This window comes from Halomonas sp. ND22Bw, from assembly GCF_003011945.1.
Lineage (GTDB): Bacteria > Pseudomonadota > Gammaproteobacteria > Pseudomonadales > Halomonadaceae > Halomonas > Halomonas halophila.
Genome location: NZ_PXWD01000001.1, coordinates 121,986 through 140,168 on the forward strand (window position 1 = coordinate 121,986; position 18,183 = coordinate 140,168).

The 18,183-nt window shown below is 69.5% G+C and carries 14 protein-coding genes; 11 read left to right on the top strand and 3 right to left on the bottom strand.

Features of this window, described 5'->3' with window-relative positions:
- Positions 1-117 precede the first annotated feature (117 nt).
- The 10 genes from CVH10_RS00560 (at position 118) to CVH10_RS00605 (ending at position 14,019) form a co-directional block, all read left to right on the top strand.
- Positions 118-1,323: a thiamine pyrophosphate-dependent dehydrogenase E1 component subunit alpha gene (locus CVH10_RS00560; RefSeq protein WP_106487523.1), complete on the top strand. Its 1,206-nt coding sequence runs from the start codon at positions 118-120 to the stop codon at positions 1,321-1,323.
- Between the two features lies 1 nt (position 1,324).
- Entirely contained in the window at positions 1,325-2,302 is a 978-nt protein-coding gene (locus CVH10_RS00565; RefSeq protein ID WP_106487524.1) for an alpha-ketoacid dehydrogenase subunit beta, read from the top strand.
- A gap of 22 nt (positions 2,303-2,324) precedes the next feature.
- Positions 2,325-3,635 (top strand): 2-oxo acid dehydrogenase subunit E2, encoded by a 1,311-nt coding sequence (locus tag CVH10_RS00570; RefSeq protein ID WP_106487525.1) that lies wholly within the window; start codon positions 2,325-2,327, stop codon positions 3,633-3,635.
- A 3-nt stretch (positions 3,636-3,638) separates the two neighbouring features.
- Entirely contained in the window at positions 3,639-5,489 is a 1,851-nt protein-coding gene (locus CVH10_RS00575) for a phosphotransferase (RefSeq protein WP_106487526.1), read from the top strand.
- 400 nt (positions 5,490-5,889) lie between these two features.
- The gene (locus CVH10_RS00580) at positions 5,890-9,570 is read left to right on the top strand and encodes an ATP-binding protein (protein ID WP_106487527.1); all 3,681 of its coding nucleotides are present in this window, start codon (positions 5,890-5,892) and stop codon (positions 9,568-9,570) included.
- 56 nt (positions 9,571-9,626) lie between these two features.
- A complete protein-coding gene (locus CVH10_RS00585) occupies positions 9,627-10,253 on the top strand; it encodes a hypothetical protein (RefSeq protein ID WP_035593561.1) in 627 nt (208 codons plus the stop codon).
- The gene (locus CVH10_RS00590) at positions 10,250-11,497 is read left to right on the top strand and encodes a hypothetical protein (RefSeq protein ID WP_106487528.1); all 1,248 of its coding nucleotides are present in this window, start codon (positions 10,250-10,252) and stop codon (positions 11,495-11,497) included. The genes CVH10_RS00585 and CVH10_RS00590 overlap by 4 nt, the downstream gene beginning before the upstream one ends.
- A gap of 85 nt (positions 11,498-11,582) precedes the next feature.
- On the top strand, positions 11,583-12,350 hold the full coding sequence (locus CVH10_RS00595; RefSeq protein ID WP_106487529.1) for a 5-oxoprolinase subunit PxpA: 768 nt from the start codon (positions 11,583-11,585) through the stop codon (positions 12,348-12,350).
- Positions 12,347-13,066, top strand: coding sequence for a 5-oxoprolinase subunit PxpB (gene pxpB / locus CVH10_RS00600; RefSeq protein ID WP_106487530.1), 720 nt, complete (start codon positions 12,347-12,349; stop codon positions 13,064-13,066). Before CVH10_RS00595 ends, pxpB begins: the two co-directional genes overlap by 4 nt.
- Positions 13,063-14,019, top strand: coding sequence for a biotin-dependent carboxyltransferase family protein (locus CVH10_RS00605; RefSeq protein WP_106487531.1), 957 nt, complete (start codon positions 13,063-13,065; stop codon positions 14,017-14,019). The genes pxpB and CVH10_RS00605 overlap by 4 nt, the downstream gene beginning before the upstream one ends.
- 6 nt (positions 14,020-14,025) lie before the next feature.
- Here the strand turns inward: CVH10_RS00605 and CVH10_RS00610 are convergent, their stop codons facing one another.
- The gene (locus CVH10_RS00610; protein WP_035593372.1) at positions 14,026-14,244 is read right to left on the bottom strand and encodes a hypothetical protein; all 219 of its coding nucleotides are present in this window, start codon (positions 14,242-14,244) and stop codon (positions 14,026-14,028) included.
- A 108-nt stretch (positions 14,245-14,352) separates the two neighbouring features.
- Positions 14,353-15,039 (bottom strand): DNA-binding transcriptional regulator CsiR, encoded by a 687-nt coding sequence (gene csiR / locus CVH10_RS00615; protein ID WP_035593369.1) that lies wholly within the window; start codon positions 15,037-15,039, stop codon positions 14,353-14,355.
- A 342-nt stretch (positions 15,040-15,381) separates the two neighbouring features.
- On the opposite strand from csiR, the gene CVH10_RS00620 reads away from it, so the two are divergent.
- Positions 15,382-16,653, top strand: a complete 1,272-nt coding sequence (locus CVH10_RS00620) for an O-acetylhomoserine aminocarboxypropyltransferase/cysteine synthase family protein (RefSeq protein WP_106487532.1) — start codon at positions 15,382-15,384, stop codon at positions 16,651-16,653.
- Between the two features lie 19 nt (positions 16,654-16,672).
- On the opposite strand, the gene CVH10_RS00625 is transcribed toward CVH10_RS00620, so the two are convergent.
- Positions 16,673-17,854, bottom strand: a complete 1,182-nt coding sequence (locus tag CVH10_RS00625; protein WP_369335694.1) for an NAD(P)/FAD-dependent oxidoreductase — start codon at positions 17,852-17,854, stop codon at positions 16,673-16,675.
- Positions 17,855-18,183 lie beyond the last annotated feature (329 nt).

Consider the following 18,183-nt stretch of genomic DNA (forward strand, 5'->3'; position numbering starts at 1 on the left):
AAGGTTTTCAGTTTACGTTAACGTCATAATCGTGCGTTGATCGACGCCCGGGCGATCCCCTGGCGGTCCGACACAAGAGCGACAACACTGCCCCCAAAAGGGGTAAGGATCACGACGATGACCACGACGCGAGATATTCACGTGCCGGAGTTTCTGGCCGGTGACGAGTTCAGCATTCCCACCTATCGGGTACTGACCCAAGAGGGCACCCTCTGCGAGGGCGCCGAGGCTCCGACCCTCGAGCGCGACGAGGCTCGGGCCATCTACCGGGCGATGATCGCCACCCGGGTGCTCGACGAGCGCATGATGGCCGCCCAGCGACAGGGCCGCCTCAGCTTCTACATGCAGTGCACCGGCGAGGAGGCCGCGGTGATCGGCGCCACCGCGGCGCTCGACGAGGCCGACATGATCATGGCCCAGTACCGCGAGCAGGGTGCGCTGGTCTATCGCGGCTTCACCTTCGACGAGTTCATGAACCAGCTGTTCGGCAACGAGCTCGACTACGGCAAGGGGCGCCAGATGCCGATCCACTACGGATCGCGGAAGCTCCACTACATGACCATCTCCTCGCCGCTGGCCACCCAGATTCCTCAGGCCACCGGCTATGCCTACGGCCAGAAGCTGGCCGGCGAGGGCAAATGCACCATCACCTTCTTCGGCGAGGGCGCCGCCTCCGAGGGTGACTTCCACGCCGCCCTGAACATGGCGGCGGTGCACGAGGTGCCGGTGATCTTCTTCTGCCGCAACAACGGCTACGCCATCTCCACGCCGGCCATCGAGCAGTTCGCCGCCGACGGCGTGGCGCCGCGGGCCTTCGGCTATCGCATGCACGTGATCCGCGTCGACGGCAACGACATCCTGGCGGTGCATCGCGCGACCCAGGAGGCCCGGCGCATCGCCGTCGAGCACAACAAGCCGGTGCTGATCGAGGCCATGACCTATCGCCTGGCGGCGCATTCGTCCTCGGACGACCCCTCCGGCTATCGCTCGCGCAAGGAGGAGGAAGCCTGGCGCGAGAAGGACCCGATCCTGCGCATGCAGCGCTGGATGTACGACCAGGGCTGGTGGAGCGACGACGAGGAGAAGGAACTGCAGGAGCGGCTGCGCCGCGAGGTGCTGGAGGCCATGAAGCGCGCCGAGAAGCGACCGCCGCCGGCCCTCGATACCCTGGTCACCGACGTCTACGCCGAGGTCACGCCGGCCCTGCAGCAGCAGCTCGATGCGCTCAAGTCCCATATCCGGCGCCATCCGGAGGCCTATCCGAAGGGCGCGCGCTTCCTCGACCCCGAGCTGAGCCGCACCGACGACGAGGGAGAGTCCTGACATGCCGACCATGAATCTGCTGCAGGCGATCAACCACGCCCTGGACATCGCCATGGCCGAGGACGAGAAGGTGCTGTGCTTCGGTGAGGACGTGGGTGGCTTCGGTGGGGTCTTCCGTGCCACCAGTCATCTGCAGGAACGCTATGGCCGGGCGCGGTGCTTCAACACGCCGCTGGTGGAGCAGGGCATCATCGGCTTCGCCAACGGTCTGGCCGCCCAGGGCTCGGTGCCGGTGGCGGAGATCCAGTTCGCCGACTACATCTTTCCGGCCTTCGACCAGATCGTCAACGAGACCGCCAAGTTCCGCTATCGCTCCGGCGACCTGTTCAACGTCGGCGGCCTGACCATTCGCGCGCCCTACGGCGGCGGCATCTCCGGCGGCCACTATCACTCCCAGTCGCCGGAGGCCTACTTCACCCATACGCCGGGGCTGAAGATCGTGGTGCCGCGCAATCCCTACGAGGCCAAGGGCCTGCTGCTGGCGGCCATCCGCGATCCGGACCCGGTGATCTTCTTCGAGCCCAAGCGGCTCTACCGGGCCTCCACCGGCGAGGTGCCGGAGGAGGACTATCAGCTGCTGCTGGGCGAGGCCGAGATCACCAAGGAGGGCAGCGACGTCACCCTGGTGGGCTGGGGCGCCCAGATGGAGGTCATCGACCGCGCGGTCGAGCTGGCCGAGAAGGAGGGCATCTCCTGCGAAGTGATCGACCTGCGCACGCTCTTGCCCTGGGACGCCGACACCGTGGCGGAATCGCTGCTCAAGACCGGCCGGCTGGTAGTGACCCACGAGGCGCCGCAGACCGGCGGCTTCGCTGGCGAGATCGCCGCCACCCTCCAGGAGCGCTGCTTCCTGTACCTGGAATCGCCGATCCTGCGCGTGACCGGCCTGGATACGCCTTTCCCGCTGACGCTGGAGAAGGAGTATCTGCCGGATCACCTCAAGGTCTTCGAGGCCATCCGCGAGAGCGTCAACTACTGAGTCCAGGACAGGAGCAAGCACGATGACCGAGTTCAAGCTGCCCGATATCGGCGAGGGTATCGTGGAGTGTGAAGTCGTCGAGTGGCGGGTCGCCGAGGGCGACGCCATCGAGGAAGACCAGCCGGTGGTCGAGGTGATGACCGACAAGGCCCTGGTCGAGATCACTGCCCCCGAGGGCGGGCGGGTCACCAAGCTGCACGTGGCCAAGGGCGAGATTGCCAAGGTCCACGCCCCGCTGTTCGCCTATGAGATGGCGGACGGTGAGCCGGCCGCCGAGCCGGAAGATGCCGAGGCATCGGCGTCGGCGAAGGAGGTCGACGACGCTGATACTGACACGGGAGCGCCCCGCGTCGAGACGCCGGCGCCGCAGGCGGAAGCGGGCACCGTGTGCCCCGCCGGGCAGGAGCGCTCCGATCGGACCGCTGCCGGGCAAGGCCCCCATGGCCGGATTCCGGCCAGCCCCGCGGTGCGCCGCCTGGTGCGCGAGCATGACCTGCGCCTCGAGGACGTTCCCGGCTCCGGCAAGGACGGGCGGGTGCTCAAGGAGGACGTGCTGGCGCTGGTCGAAGGCGACGGGGTAGCCGCCGAGCCGGTGGCGCCCGCTGCCGCATCGGGCGAAGTGCCGGATGAGATACGCGTCGAGCCGCTGCGCGGCGTGCGCGCGGCCATGGCCCGCCAGATGGTGGCCGCGGCCTCGACCATCCCGCACTTCCAGTACGGCGAGGAGATCGACGTCACCGAGCTGCTGGCGCTGCGCGAGCGGCTGAAGCCCCGGGCCGAGGCGCGGGAGATCAAGCTGACCCTGATGCCGTTCTTCATGAAGGCCATGGCGCTGGCGATCCGGGACTACCCGCTGCTCAACAGCCGGCTCAACGAGGCCGGCGACGAGATCCACTACCTGCCGTCCTGCAACATCGGCATGGCGGTGGACGGCAGGGCCGGCCTGATGGTGCCCAACGTCAAGGGCGTGGAAGGCCTGAGCCTGCTGGACGTGGCCGGCGAGATCCAGCGGCTGACCGGCGCGGCCCGGGAAGGGCGCGTGGCCCAGGCGGATCTGCAGGGCGGCACCATCAGCATCTCCAACATCGGTGCCCTGGGCGGCACCTATGCCGCGCCGATCATCAACGCCCCGGAGGCGGCGATCGTCGCCATCGGCAAGAGCCAGTGGCTGCCGCGCTTCGACGAGGCCGGCGAGGTGACCCGCCGGGCGATCATGACCGTGACCTGGGCCGGCGATCACCGCCTGCTCGACGGCGGCACCATCGCGCGCTTCTGCAACGCCTGGAAGGGGTATCTGGAAGAGCCGGAAACGATGTTGCTCCACCTTTCCTGAACCATGTCCACGACCCAGGCGCCGCTGCAGCAGTTCTATATTCCGGAAGACCAGTCGGTCTATCTGCTGAGCCATCACGACGCCCGCAAGCTGCGGGAGTGGGTGGCGCTGTGCCGGGCCCAGCTCGAGCAGCTGGGCTACCGGCACATCGAGCTGATCGGCAAGGGCGCTTACGGCTTCGTGTTCGCCGGCCTCACCGCCGGCGGCGAGCAGTACGTGTTCAAGTTCACCCGGGTCAACCTGCCCCAGTCGCTGCAGGATCGCCTCGAGGAAGAGGCCTTCATGCTCGAGCAGGTGGCCCATCCCCGGGTGCCGCGGCTGATCGCCTTCCAGCGGGTGCGTCACCAGTCGATCCTGGTGATGCAGCGCGCGCCCGGCGAGAACCTGGAGGAGGTCTCGCTGCGCGAGGGGCGGCTGTCGCCGCGGAGGGTGGTGCGCATCGCCGCCCAGCTGGCCGATATCCTGCGCGCCCTGCGCCGCGAGTCCGGTCCCTCCGGCCGGCCCATCGTCCACGGCGACATCAAGCCCTCCAACCTGGTGTTCGACGAACGCGACGAGAGCGTGGCGCTGATCGACTGGGGTTCCTCGGTGTTCGCCCAGCTCGACGCCGAGCTGCAATTCGTCTCGGCCAACGTCATGGAGCTGATGTCGGACAACCTGCAGCAGACCAACGCCCGCCTGGGCGACGTCTATTTCATCGGCGACGACCAGCTCAACGGCGCGCTGTCGTCGCCGCGCTTCGACGAGCAGGGCGCCGCCGGCACCCTCTATGCGCTGGCCTCGGCCCAGTCGTGTCGCTTCGGCCACCGCGCCATGCCGGCCACCTCGCTCGGCCTGCCCAGGGAGTTCGCGCGCATGCTCGACGGCATGCTCGACCCCGATCCGCGCACCCGCATGAAGGCCGGCGATCACTTCCTGCGCGAGATGCCGCGCCTGTCGCGGCTGGTGATGCTCGACCTGCCGAGCCCGCCCGAGGCGCCATTGGTGCCGGTATGGGCCCGGGCCGCCGACCGCGAGATCGACACCGTGGTCTACAGCTCGCGCAAGGCCTTCCTGCGCGAGGAGGACGGCCGGGAGACGCTCAGTGACGTCAACGACGTGCAGCTCGACCGCTACTACAAGAACTTCATGCAGGGCATGGGCGAGACGGAGAAGGCCTTTCTCGCCGCGGTCAGCCGGCTCGGCAAGTACCCGGTGGTGGGCGGGCTGGCGGTGCGCTGGGAGGCCGACGGCGTCTACATCGACTCCTCGCTGAACCTGCACGACCCCGAGCTCAAGCCGGCTTTCATCGCCGCGGTCAACAACATGGTCAGCCTGGCCCGGGGCATCCACCGCCGCGGCATCTTCAAGAGCTGCCTGTTCAACGCCCGCGACACCCTTCACCTTGATCGCGAGGGGCCGGATCGTCCCTTCGTGATCCCGCCCGACCTGCGCCTGGCCTACGAGGTCAGCGCGGTGCCGGAGCTCGAGGATCGCTCGCGGCTGCACAGCTATTTCGAGGACGGCCCGGACCCGGAGGAGTTCCTGGTGCTGCCCGAGGCCATCATCGCCTCGCTGGAGGCGCTCAACGAGATCCACCACACCGGCATGATCATCTTCGAGGCGCTGCCCGAGCACCTGAAGATTCATAGCCACTACCGGCTGCTCGACCCGTCCCGGGAGGCCGAATTTCGCCGCCGGCTGGACGACATCCTCGCCGCGGTGGGACGCATCGAGGGGCTCGGCGTCTCGGGCTTCATGAAGATGCCCTACAAGGACACCCGGGTCTTCGCCCACGTGGCTCGCCAGCCGGAGCGCTTCTATCCCCGCGACCCGCGCGCCGCTCTGGCCGCGATGAAAGAGCAGGCCGAGTAAGAAAGGTAACGCCCGAGACGGCGAACCGATCCATGCACACGCCACGGGGACAGGTCGCAGAGGGGGTTTTTGCCAGGGATGGCAAAAGTTAGCGCTCAGGGATGGGTTCACAGCGCCCCTCGAAGACCTGTCGACGTGGCGGCCTGGAGTCGAGGCCGGGACTAACGCCTGTTCATGCCATGAGCTTGTCGCAGCGATCTGGCAAGATAGGCGGCCTTGAAGCGCCTTCTGTTAGCCAGACATCGGCGGCCGGGGGCAAGGCGGAGCGAGGTTCTTTTGACCATGGACGTCAAAAGAAGCGCCCAGGGACGGGTTTACCGCGTCCTCGCGAAGGCTTGTCCCCGGCGTCGCCCCATCTGCTCCGGCGCTTGCGACTGTCAGCAAAGATCAAGGACGCCGCATGGCTCAGCTGTTACGCATCGTGATGATCCACGGTCATCTCGAGGGGGTGGTCGAACTGGATGTCGATGGCCACACCAACATCTGCGGCACCAACGCTTCGGGCAAGACGACCCTGCAGCGCCTGGTGCCGGTCTTCTACGGGGAGCTGCCCAACCGGGTGGTGCCCAAGACCCGGCGCAAGTTCGATGCCTTCTACCTGCCGCATCGCAACAGCTATCTGGTCTACGAATATCGCCGCGAGGAAGGCGACGTCTGTCAGGCGGTGCTCACCCGCAAGAGCGAGGGCGGCGTCGAGTATCGCTTCGTCGGCGCGCCCTATCGCCCCGAGGACTACCTGGTCGAGACCGAGGGCGGCGTGGTCGCCCTCGACTACGCCCAGTGGAACCAGGGGCTGCGCCGCCAGGGCACCCCGGTGTCGCACAAGCTCGGCGCCACCTCGGAATACCGCGCGGTGATCCAGAACGACTTCACCCAGCACGGCAGCGGCGGCGGCCGCCGCGAGGGCCTGAAACTGCGCCAGGTGGCCGCCCGCTTCAGCCTGGTGCGCGCCGGGCGGCGCATCCGCCACATGGAGAAGCTGGTCTCGGCGGTGCACGCCAAGGAGGGCAAGATGGACACCCTCAAGACCATGCTGGCGGCGATCTTCGAGGAAGACGGCGTCGAGCTGCCGATGACCCGCATCCGCAACACCAAGGCGCGGGAGTGGATCGCCCGCATGCGCCAGTCGATGCGCCTCGAGCCGCTGCAGCAGGCCCTTTCGGACCTGCAGCGCCAGGATCGCGAGATCGCCGACCTGGAGGCCGGCCTGTGGCAGCTGCGTCCCCAGCTCGAGGCCGACCGTGCCCGGGCCGAACGCGGCCGGGCCGATCTGGAGGCGCAGATCGGCGAGCGCCAGCGCGACTTTCAGGCCCGCGAGCAGGCCTACGAGCAGGCGCGCCAGGACGTCAACGACCGCCTCAGCGAGATGGGCAGCGAGCTCGAGCAGACCCGCACCGAGCTCGACGATCTCCAGCACCGCTTCGAGGCCTTCGAGGAGGCCGACATGCCTGGCCTGGAGCAGGACCTGAAGGCGCTGCCCCAGTGGCGCGAGCAGCAGCAGGGCCTGCGCGACCACCTCGAGTTCATGCAGCAGGCGGTGCAGGAGAGCAAGGCCCGCCTCGAGGCCCGGCTGGTCGAGCTCGGCGATCAGCTCGAGCGCCGCCGCGACGAGCTCCAGGCCCGGATCGACGCTCTCGGCGAGGACAAGGAAGCCCGCCGCGAGAGCCAGCGCGAGGCCGAGAGCCGCCTGGACGCCGACTACCAGACCCGCCGCCAGGCGCTGGACGGCGACTACCGCGGGCGGCTCGAGCAGCTCACCGCGCGTCTCTCCGAGCTCAAGGCCGAGCTCGCCCACGGCACCCAGACCGAGGACGAGGCCCGCGAGGCCGAGCGGACCCAGCTGCGCGTCGACGAGGCGCGCAGCGCCCAGGACGCCATCGCCGCGACGCTCGACGCTCTGCGCGGCGAGCTCGACGGCCACAGGCGCGCCCGCGACGACGCCGAGCGCGAGCTCGACCGGGTCCGCCAGCAGCGCGCCCGGGCCGAGGCCCGCCTCGAGGCCCTGGAGGTGCAGCGCGATCCGGCCCAGGGCAGCCTGCGGCACTTCCTGCGCCACCACCGTCCCGGCTGGGAGCAGACCCTGGGCAAGGTGCTGGCGCCGGCGCTGCTCGAACGGCGTGACCTCGCCCCGCAGTTCAACGACGAGGCCAGCGACGATCTCCACGGCCTGGCCCTCGACCTGGCCGCCATCGCGCTGCCCGACCATGCCCAGGACGAGGCCGGCCTGCAGGCCGAGATCGCCGCCGCCGAACAGGCGCTGAACGACGCCCGGGCGGCGGAGCAGGACGCCGAGAAGGCGCTCAAGGCCGGTCACGACAGGGTGCAGGAGGCCGACGCGCGCCTCGAACGGGCGGGCGGTGAGAAGCGCCGCGCCGCGGAAGAAGTGGACTACGCCCTGCAGGCCCGCAGCCAGTGTCAGCTGCGTCATCAGCAGGCGCAGCAGGAACGTCAGGCGAGCCGCCGCCAGGCCCTCGAGGAGCAGGAGGCGGTGCAGCAGGCGTTGCGCAAGGAGCGCGACCAGGCACTGGCGACGCTGGACGAGACCCACCGCGCCCAGCGCATGGAGCTCACCGCCGATCACCAGGGCCAGCTGGCCGGCATCGACCGCCAGATCGAGCAGTATCGGCGCCAGCTCGGCGAGATCCGGGAGGACAACCGCCGCCAGCGTGAGGAGCTCGAGGCCGCCTTCGATCGCGAGCTGGCCGACCGCGGCGTTGACCCGGTCAAGGTCCGCGAGACCCGGGCGAAGATCGAGGATCTGGGCCAGCGCATCCACGACACCGAGGCGCGGCGGGACGAGCTCGATGCCTACGCCCGCTTCATGCGCCTCGACTGGGGCGAGCGCAAGCCGCGGCTGGTGGCGCGGGAAGCGGAGCTGAGCCAGGCGCAGCAGGCCGCCGAACGCGAGCGCAAGACGCTCAAGGACGCCTTCGACGCCGACCGGGCCGAGCATCGGGCGGCGATGGGTGAACTCAAGAGTCGCCGCGAGGCCGAGCAGGCGCTGATCGAGACCCTGACGCCGCTGCTCGACACCCTGGAGGGACTGACCCTGGCGCCGGCCAGCGAGCCCCGCGGCGAGGCGCCGGGTGACGTCGACGAGCGCATCGAGCGCGCCCGCCAGGCGCTGGCCGACCACGCCCGCGCGCTCGACGCGCTGCGCCGTGGCTGCGAGAAGATCGAGGCCGACCTGGTCAAGGGCGCCAGCGCCGACTTCCAGGACACCCTGGAGGCCGAACGCGCCAAGCTCGATGACCCCGGTCCGCGCCGCCTGCTGGCGGTGCTGGCCGACATGCTGCAGCTGCTCGAGGGGCAACAGCAGCAGCTGCTGCAGGAAGGGCGCAACCTCGGCGACGATCTCGACAAGTTCTTCACCGTGTTCCGCGACCTCAACCGGCGCATCAACGCCCAGAGCCGGCGGCTTTCCGACGAGGTGGCCGACGACCTCAGGCTCGAGGGCATCGGCAAGGCCGAGGTGAAGATTCAGTCGACCATCGACGAGCTCGGTTTCTGGGAGCCGCTCAAGCGCTTCGCCCAGCGCTACCGCGAGTGGCGCGACGGCGGCCGCACGCTGCCGGACGACGACTACCTCGACGCCCTGGGCGACGTGGTGGAGCTGTTGCGCAGCGACCAGCAGTACAGCGTCGAGAGCCTGCTGCGCCTGGAACTGCACCTCAACGAGGGCGGCGCCGACCTGGTGATCAAGAACGATCGCCAGCTGCTGGAATCCTCCAGCCACGGCATGGCCTACCTGATCCTGTGCAAGTTCCTGCTGGCCTTCACCCGGCTGCTGCGCGGCCCGGCGGAGGTGGCCGTGCACTGGCCCATCGACGAGATCGGCACCCTGGCGTATCACAACGTCGAGAAGCTGTTCGACGCCTGCGACAACAACCGCATCCATATCGTCGGCGCCTTCCCCAATCCGGAGTCGGACGTGCTGATGCTGTTCCAGCACCGTTATCTGATCGACCGCGACGAGACCGCGCCGGACAAGCGCCGGCTCAAGCGCATCGAGCCGCGACTGAGCCGCCTGGCCCAGCGTCTGCAGGACCGCCAGCACGACCGTCAGGAGGCATCGGCATGAGCGAGGACATGATGTCAGAGCATTCGACCGCAGAGCGTTCCATGGTGGACCGCTCCATGGTGGAATTGGGCCCGCTGCTGGAGCGCCTGCTGGCCGGGGATTTCCTGTGCGCGGTCAGCGACGATACGGCCTTCCGCCGCCTGCAGGACGAGGCGACCCGCGAGCGCCTCGACGCCTACCTGCGCCCGCTCAACCGGCGCCTGGCGAGCAACGACGAGGGCAGCGTCTACTTCCTGGCCTGGCGCCAGCTGGACGACACCGCCCGCGACCAGCTCTCCCGCCAGCTGGCGGAGACCGTCGGCAGCCTGCTGCCGATGCTCGAATGGCTGCAGCTGGTGCAGGAGGCGCTCGGCCGCGACGGCCCGGTGTCGCCCGGCGACGTGCTCAAGCCGGCCGACTTCAGCTCGCGCTGCGAGGACAACCAGGGGCTGCGCGAGCGCCTCGAGCGCCTGGCCACGGATCCGTTCTTCGGCTCCCAGAGCGAGCAGCTCGACGCCCAGATCAAGCAGGTCTTCAAGCGCCTGCGCGAGCGCGGCTACCTGAGCCAGCCTCACGCCGACCGCCACTATTTCATTGCCACCGCCAAGATCGACTACCTGATCGAGCTGGTGCGCTTCATCCGCGACGAGGAGCAGCTGCCCGTCGACGACCAGGCCCCGGAGGCCCAGGAGCGGCTGCTGTGAGCGCGAGCGACTCAGACGCCCTGGACAACCGCCTGCTCGGCACCGGCGCCGAGCGGCTGGCGCTGCTGGGCAAGCACGCCGAGGCGCTGATGGCCGGCTACGTGCGCGACGAGGTGCCGCTGGAGGGGCTGAGCACCACCGCGCTGAATCGGCTGCTGTCGGCGCGCATCCTGTGGCGGCCCGACGAGCAGGCCGGGGTGAAGCTCGCGCCCAAGGTGCGCGAGCTGATCGCCGAGATGCTGGCCGACGAGACCCGCCGCCACGTCAACGCCGACGTGGCCGAGACGCTGGAGCTGATGCGCGGCCTGGTGCAGAGCTACCGCGAGGCCCGTGACGGCGCCGAGTACTGGCATCAGGAGCAGCAGCTGCTGCGCCTGCGCCAGGCGGTGGACGACCTCGACGGCCGCTTCGCCGACGCCATCGACAGCCTCTGGCGGCGCCTCAACAGCGACTTCGGCTTCGTCAGCCGGCTGGCCGACAAGATCCGCGAGAACGACCGCGCCCAGAAGCAGATCGTGCGCCTGCTCGACGGCCTGGCGCTGATCGACTTCGACGAGCTGATCGACCTGGTGGGCGCCGACGGGGCGCTGCGCAAGCTGCTGGTCAGCCAGCTCCAGCATCGCCTCAGCCAGCACTACACCAGCCTGCGCGAGGTGCAGCGGCGGCTGATCGAGCTGATGGCGCGCTTCCGCCAGCAGCAGTCGCGCAGCCGCCTGGTGGCGGGCATGGCCGCCTTCCTGCGCGAGCATCCCGGCTTCGTGCCCGGCAACTACGCCCGGCGCAGCGAGGTGCCGGCGCTGGTCAACCGCGCCGCGCCGCTGACCGCCGCCGGCGCGGTGGCGCTCGATCAGGCCCCGGATGCCCGGGTCGTCACCGAGCTGCTCCACGACCTGCCGCGGCCCGCCGCGGCGCCGGAGCCCGTCGCCGCCGCCGTGGCCGCCGAGCGTCACGAGGATTCGATGGTCGCCGCCCGCCAGCAGGCGCTGAGGGAGGACGTCGAACGCTTCTACCTCTCGGTGGTCGAGGGCGACGGCGAGCCGTTGAGCGCGCTCGAGTTCCTCGAGGCCGGCGGGCTCGACTGGGGCCCGGAGATCTGGCTGTTCCAGGTGCTCGCCGAGTTCCAGGGCCTGCCAAGGCGCGAGCAGGCTGCGTTCCGGCTGCGACAGCAGGAGACCCGGTCGGCCGCCTTCAACGACGTGCGGCTGATTCACGACCTGCGCCTCGAACTCCGGGAAAACGCATGACGACGCCGCTCCATGGGGGTGAGGCCGCGCCGCGCGCCTGTTTTAATGGCTGGATAACGAAACACCAAGAGACGAGTCGATACGCATGCGCAAACTGCTGCTGAACGCCGACATGGGCGAGAGCTTCGGCGCCTGGACCATGGGCATGGACGCCGAGGTGATGCCCCACGTGGACCTGGCCAACGTGGCCTGCGGCTTCCACGCCTCGGATCCCGATGTGATCCGCATGACGGTGCGCCTGGCGCGCAAGCACGGCGTCACCGTGGGCGCGCATCCGGCCTATCCGGACATGGTGGGCTTCGGACGGCGGCACATGGCCTGCACGCCGGAGGAGATCGAGAACCTGGTGCTCTACCAGCTCGGGGCGCTGGCCGGCGTGTGCCGCGCCGAGGGCCTGTCGGTGGGCTACGTGAAGCCCCACGGGGCGCTCTACAACGACATGATGCGCGATCCCGAGATCCTGGCCGGGGTGATGCGGGCGCTCGTGGCCTTCGACGCCGAGCTGCCGCTGATGGTGATGGCTACCCGCGACGATTCCGCCGCCCGCGAGCTGGCCGAGCGCTTCGGCGTCACCCTGTGGTTCGAGGCCTTCGCCGACCGTGCCTACGACGGCGAGGGACGGCTGGTGTCGCGGCGCGAGCCCGGCAGCGTGCACCATGATCAGGCCGCGATCGTCGACCAGGCGCGGCGCATCGCCCGCGGCGAGCCACTCGTCGCCGGCGACGGCAGCGCGCTGATCCTCGCGGCCGACACCCTCTGCGTGCACGGCGACAACGCCGAGTCGATCGCCGCCATCCAGGCCATTCGCCGCGCCCTCGACGAGGACGACGACGGCGATGAGGGGAGCGCATGAGCGTCCCCGGCCTGCCGCGACTGGAGTCGGCGGGGCTCGACGGCTGGCTGGTACGGCTGTTCGATGCCATCGACGAGGCCAACCTGCCCTGGATCACCGCCCTGGTGCGCGACTGCGAGACGGCCTTCGGCAATGCCCTGGTGGACCTGGTGCCGTCCTATACCACCCTGCTGGTGATCTTCGATCCGATGCGGATGACGCCCGACGAGGCGCGGGCCCGTCTCGCCGAGACGCTGGCCGCGCTGGCGCCCGATGACGAGGCCGCCGCGGGCGAGGTCCAGGAGCTTCCGACCTGGTACCACGAGAGCGTCGGCCCTGAGCTGCCGCGCCTGGCCGAGCTGGCGGGGCTCGACGTGGCGGAGACCATCGCACGGCACGCCGAGGTGACCTATCGCGTCTATGCGCTGGGCTTCGCGCCGGGGTTCGCCTTTATGGGCAGCGTCGATGAGCGGCTGGAGACGCCGCGGCTGGAGACGCCGCGCAAGAAGGTGCCCGCCGGCAGCGTGGGCATCGCCGGGCGCCAGACCGCCGCCTATCCCGCCGTCTCGCCGGGGGGGTGGAACCTCATCGGGCGCACCGCGGCGCGGCTGTTCGACCGTGACCGTGACGGCTTCAGCCTGCTCAGGGTCGGTGACCGGGTGCGCTTCGTGCCGGTCTCGAAGGAGGAACTGGTGCGACGGGGCGCCGATGTCACGGCCATGGAGGACACGCGATGACGGCGGCGATAGAGGATGCCGTGTCGGGCCTGCGGGTGACGCGCCCGGGGCCGCTGGCGCTGCTGCAGGATGCCGGGCGCTTCGGCGTGCGCCGGCTGGGCGTGACCCAGGGCGGCCCCGCCGATCTGCACGCCTGGGCCTGGGCCAACCGGCTGGCCGGCAACGCCTGGGGGGCGGCGGCGCTGGAAGTGACGCTTGGCGGCCTGGCACTCGCGGCCGAGCGCGAACTGACGCTGGCGCTGGCCGGCGCCGATCTCGGGGCGACCCTCGACGACGCGCTGCTCTCGCCCTGGCAGCGGTTTCGCCTGCGTCCGGGTCAGGTGCTGCGGTTCGCCCAGCCGGTCGCCGGGCTGCGCGCCTATCTGGCCGTGGCCGGGGGATTCCGCGCCGAGCCGGTGCTCGGCAGCCTGGCCAGCGTGGTGCGCGAAGGGCTCGGCGGCCACGATGGCCATGGCCAGGCGCTGGCCGAGGGCGATGTCCTCCACGTCGGCACCGAGGCGGGGGAGCACCCGATCGGCGACGAGCGGGAGGCGCCCGCGGAGGCGCGCCTGGACTACACGGCGATGCCGCGGCTGTCGCTGGTGCCGGGCGCCCAGATCGCCGAGTTCGAGGGCGCGAGCCTGGCCGCGGCCTTCCATACGGTCTGGCGGGTCGACGACCGCGCCGACCGCATGGGCGTGCGCCTGTGTGGGCCGACGCTGCGCTGTCGGCTGGCCAGCATGATCTCCGAGGGGCTCGGCCTCGGTGCCGTGCAGGTGCCGCCGGACGGCCAGCCCATCGCGCTGCTCAACGACCGCCAGACCATCGGCGGCTATCCGCGGCTGGGGGCACTGACGCCGCTCTCCTGCGCGCGGCTGGCGCAGTGTCTGCCGGGTCAGGAGGTGCGGCTCGCGGCGGTATCGGCCGAGCGGGCGCTGGTCGACTATCGTCGTTTTCGCCGTGCGTTCGCTTGACCCGGTTCAGATACCGAGGCCGCTTTCGCGCAGCAACTGGTCGATGCTGCGCTCGGCCTTGCGCAGGCCGGCACCTTCGACCATCAGCTCGCTTTCGAGGTTGGCGATGCCTTCGCCGACGAGGCGGTTGAGCAACTCGTTGACGGGCAGGTCGCAGCGTTCGGCCAGGTGCTCGAGGCGCAGTGACTGGTCGCGGGTCAGGTGAAGCAGATGAGGTAGCGGCATGGTGAAGACTCCTCCGTGGGCTCGTGAGGAGTATCCCGCATGGGTCGTGACAGCACGATGACCGGGATCAAGGCGATCCTGCCGCCTCGGGTCAGGCCAGGCCGTGGTTCATGCCAGGCCGCGGCGCTGCATCGCGTCGAGGATGATCGGCACCGGCGTCATCAGATGCTCGCGCATCATCGTGCGGGCGCGCTCCACGTCGCGGGCCAGGGTGGCGTCGACCAGGGCGGCGTGTTCCTGGCGCTTGCGCGCCAGGGCCTCGTCGGAGAGCACGGTTTCCTGCAGCCACAGGTGGCGATAGCGCTCGACCTGGTCGAACAGCCCCTGGCGCGCCTGCATCAGGTGGGGGGAGTTGCAGCCGGCGACGATGGCCGTGTGGAAGGCCTGATGACGGGTGTCCCAGACGTCGAGCATCTCCTCGGGACTGTGCACCTCCATGACCTTGGCCAGGGTGTGCGCCTTGGCCAGCACGTCGGCTTCCCAGGCGTCGTCCCCGCGCTGGATGGCCAGCTCCAGCATCAGGCCCTCCAGCTGGGCACGGGCATCGTAGAGGTCGGCCAGTTCCTCGCGCGACATCGGCGCGACCCGGTAGCCGCGCTGGCTGATCGCCACCACCAGCCGCTCGGCGACCAGCTGGGACAGGGCCTCGCGCAGCGGACCGATGCCGAGGTCGTAGCGTTCCTTGAGCCGACTCATCAGCAGCTTCTCCCCGGGCGGATAAACGCCGCGGATGATGTCCTGCTTGAGCCAGCGGTAGGCGCTGATGCCGAGGTTCTGCTTGGGAGTGCTGTCCATGGTGCTGCCGTTCCCTGTGATGGTCGGCCATGATACTCGATCATCGCGAGTCACGAGAATCGTAGTCACTTGCCCCGGCCTTCGTCATTTTCACCGAACGTGGATATTCTTGATCGATGCTCGGCGTTGAAGCGCCGACCCGTGACGTTCACCGCCGAACGGGCGATGGCGCAAGTCGAGGTGGCAGGCGAGGATCGGCAGAGGGCTTTTGGGTGTCCGGTGCTCGTCTTGCTCGTCAGAAGGGCTTCGACAGACGAAACGCTGAGATACCAGGGAGTCCGCGTAGGGTTAGTATTGGCCGGTACGCTCTCTAACGTGTCGTCTTCCGATCAAGGAGTTGTCATGAAGCCCGAAACGCTCGCCCTGCATCACGGCTATGCACCAGACGACCAGCATGCCGTCGCCGTGCCGATCCATCAGACCACCTCATTCGCCTTCGACAGCGCCCAGCATGCGGCGGATCTCTTCGATCTCAAGGTTGAGGGCAATATCTATTCTCGGATCATGAATCCGACCTGTGCCGTTCTGGAGCAGCGTCTTGCGGCCTTGGAGGGCGGTATCGCGGGCCTGGCGGTGGCTTCCGGCATGGCGGCCATCACCTACGCCATCCAGACCGTTGCCGAGGCCGGTGACAACATCGTCTCGATCAGCGAACTCTACGGCGGCACCTACAATCTCTTCGCGCATACCCTGCCGCGTCAGGGCATCGAGGTGCGCTTCGCCGACAAGGATGACCTCGAGGCCCTGGAGGGACTGATCGACGCCCGGACCAAGGCGGTGTTCTGCGAGAGCGTCGGCAACCCCTCCGGGGGCGTGGTGGACCTGGCGCGACTGGCCGAGCTGGCCCACCGCCATGGCGTACCGCTGATGGTCGACAATACCGTGCCCACGCCCTTCCTGTGCCGGCCCATCGAGCACGGGGCGGATGTGGTCATCCATTCCGCCACCAAGTACATCGGCGGGCACGGCACCACCGTGGGCGGAGTGATCGTCGATTCGGGGCGTTTCCCCTGGGCCGATCACGCCGAGCGTTTCCCGCTGCTCAACGAGCCGGACGTCTCCTACCATGGCGTCTGCTATACCCGGGATCTGGGCGAGGCCGCTTTCATCGGGCGTGCCCGGGTGGTGCCGCTTCGCAACATGGGGGCGGCGCTCTCTGCCCAGTCCGCCTGGCAGCTGTTGCAGGGGCTCGAGACCCTGGCATTGCGCATCGAGCGCATCAGCGACAACGCCCTGGCGGTGGCCCGCCATCTGGAGACACATCCGCGGGTCACCTGGGTGCGCTATGCCGGCCTCGAGAACCATCCGGATCATGCCCTGGCGATCCGCTACATGCAGGGGCGCGCCTCGGGGATCCTCAGTTTCGGTATCCAGGGCGGCAGCGAGGCAGGCGCGCGCTTCTACGATGCCCTGGGGCTGATCCTGCGGCTGGTCAACATCGGCGACGCCAAGAGCTGTTCCTCGATCCCCGCCGCCACCACCCATCGTCAACTCAACGACGAAGAGTTGCAGGCCGCCGGCGTGACGGACGACATGGTGCGGCTGTCGATCGGCATCGAGCACATCGACGACCTCATCGCCGATCTGGATCAGGCTCTCGCGGCCTCGGCCTGATCGCCCTTCAGCGCGCCCTTCAGCGATAGCCGGCCAGGAAACGCTCGTCCAGCCGGCGCTTCCAGTACCAGGCCAGGCGCCCGCCCCACCAGGCGCCGCCGCGCATCGCCAGCGCCTGACGACGGCCCAGGTCGAGGATCGACAGCGCCCGGGACTGCGGGCGATAAGGGCGCAGCGCCTCGCCGTGCCACCAGGCGGCGAGGTTGTCGAGCAGCACCGGCGCCTGGCGCACGCCGTAGACGCCGAGCCGTGGCAGCTCGTGGTCGATCATGGCGGCGCAGTCGCCGGCGGCGAAGACCCAGGGGAGCGCCGGGCTCTGCAGGGTGTCGGTGACCGCCAGGCCCCGTCCGGAGATGATCGGCAGGCCGAGCCGCTCGAGCACCGTCGGTGGCGCCAGGCCGACGGCATGGATCACGTGATCGGCGGGTATGAAATGGGCGTTGTCCTCACTCGGCGGCTGATTCGGTGGCGTCGCCATGCTGCCACCGGGCAGATGGCCGACCAGCTCGAGTCCGGTCTCGACCGCGATGCGGCGTTGGACGAGCCGCCGATGCAGCCAGCGCACCGCGCCAGGCGGGGCCTCGGGGAGGAGGCGCGGGGAGCGGGTCAGCAGGCGAATCGTCGGATCGGCCCCGTGGCGATCGGCCAGGGCCCGCAGCTGGCAGGCCACTTCGACGCCACTGGCGCCGCCGCCGGCCACCAGCAGGCGTGGGCACTTTCCCGCGGCGAAGTCGTGCGCCAGCCGATGTCGCAGCGCCACCAGTCGGGGAATCGGCTTGACCGGCCAGGTCTCGGGGCCCTCGGGATGAGCGGGCGGCGTGTCGACCGTCGAGCCCAGATTGAGCGAAACGGCCGACACCGCCAGTCGCCGCCCGTCGTCCAGCAGTGCCGTGCGGGCCTCGAGGTCGAGGCCCGTCAGACGCCCGCGCAGGCCTTCGACGCCATGGCGGCGGGCCAGCGCCATGGGCTCCAGGCGGTCCGCGGCGGGCGAATGCTGTCCGCCCAGCACGCCGCCGGCCATGCCGGAGTACCAGAAGCCGCCGGGGTCGAGCAGCACCACTCGGGGCATGGGCAGACGGGCGCGCTGGTTGACCAGGTGCAGATGCGCATGCCCGGCACCCACCAGCAGCAGCGGGGCGTCGGCGGGCGGAGTCGGTATCGACGCCGGCATGGAAAGGTCGGGGGATGCGTTGGTCGCCATGGAGCGCCGTCGGGTGGCCAGAGTACCGTCATCTTGGGCCGGTGAGGCCGCGTGTGCCACTCCTCCCGCGTACGCCCTGTCGGAGAACCGGTACCTGGACCGGCGGTGAGAATGAGGCCGTCCGACACCGTGCGTTAGTACTTTCGGTTGACGTTCGGCATGACAAGGTCTCAGATAAAGCATTGAACAACAATGAGTCGGATGAACCCGATGCGGGTGCGAGCGCGGAGACCATACCTTACGTCATGCCTAGGGGCCTGCCTCGCAGGACTCGCCCTCTTGGCCGCCTCGCTTAGCTCCGCCGAGTCCGATCGCGGTGAAACGACGGA

Excerpts from the sequence above, each read along its gene's own strand:
- csiR (WP_035593369.1), bottom strand. The coding sequence starts at position 15,039 with ATGGACAGCACTCCCAAGCAGAACCTCGGCATCAGCGCCTACCGCTGG.
- CVH10_RS00560 (WP_106487523.1), top strand. The coding sequence starts at position 118 with ATGACCACGACGCGAGATATTCACGTGCCGGAGTTTCTGGCCGGTGAC.
- CVH10_RS00610 (WP_035593372.1), bottom strand. The coding sequence starts at position 14,244 with ATGCCGCTACCTCATCTGCTTCACCTGACCCGCGACCAGTCACTGCGC.
- CVH10_RS00595 (WP_106487529.1), top strand. The coding sequence starts at position 11,583 with ATGCGCAAACTGCTGCTGAACGCCGACATGGGCGAGAGCTTCGGCGCC.
- CVH10_RS00620 (WP_106487532.1), top strand. The coding sequence starts at position 15,382 with ATGAAGCCCGAAACGCTCGCCCTGCATCACGGCTATGCACCAGACGAC.
- CVH10_RS00580 (WP_106487527.1), top strand. The coding sequence starts at position 5,890 with ATGGCTCAGCTGTTACGCATCGTGATGATCCACGGTCATCTCGAGGGG.
- CVH10_RS00575 (WP_106487526.1), top strand. The coding sequence starts at position 3,639 with ATGTCCACGACCCAGGCGCCGCTGCAGCAGTTCTATATTCCGGAAGAC.
- CVH10_RS00565 (WP_106487524.1), top strand. The coding sequence starts at position 1,325 with ATGCCGACCATGAATCTGCTGCAGGCGATCAACCACGCCCTGGACATC.
- pxpB (WP_106487530.1), top strand. The coding sequence starts at position 12,347 with ATGAGCGTCCCCGGCCTGCCGCGACTGGAGTCGGCGGGGCTCGACGGC.
- CVH10_RS00605 (WP_106487531.1), top strand. The coding sequence starts at position 13,063 with ATGACGGCGGCGATAGAGGATGCCGTGTCGGGCCTGCGGGTGACGCGC.
- CVH10_RS00570 (WP_106487525.1), top strand. The coding sequence starts at position 2,325 with ATGACCGAGTTCAAGCTGCCCGATATCGGCGAGGGTATCGTGGAGTGT.
- CVH10_RS00585 (WP_035593561.1), top strand. The coding sequence starts at position 9,627 with ATGGTGGAATTGGGCCCGCTGCTGGAGCGCCTGCTGGCCGGGGATTTC.
- CVH10_RS00625 (WP_369335694.1), bottom strand. The coding sequence starts at position 17,854 with ATGGCGACCAACGCATCCCCCGACCTTTCCATGCCGGCGTCGATACCG.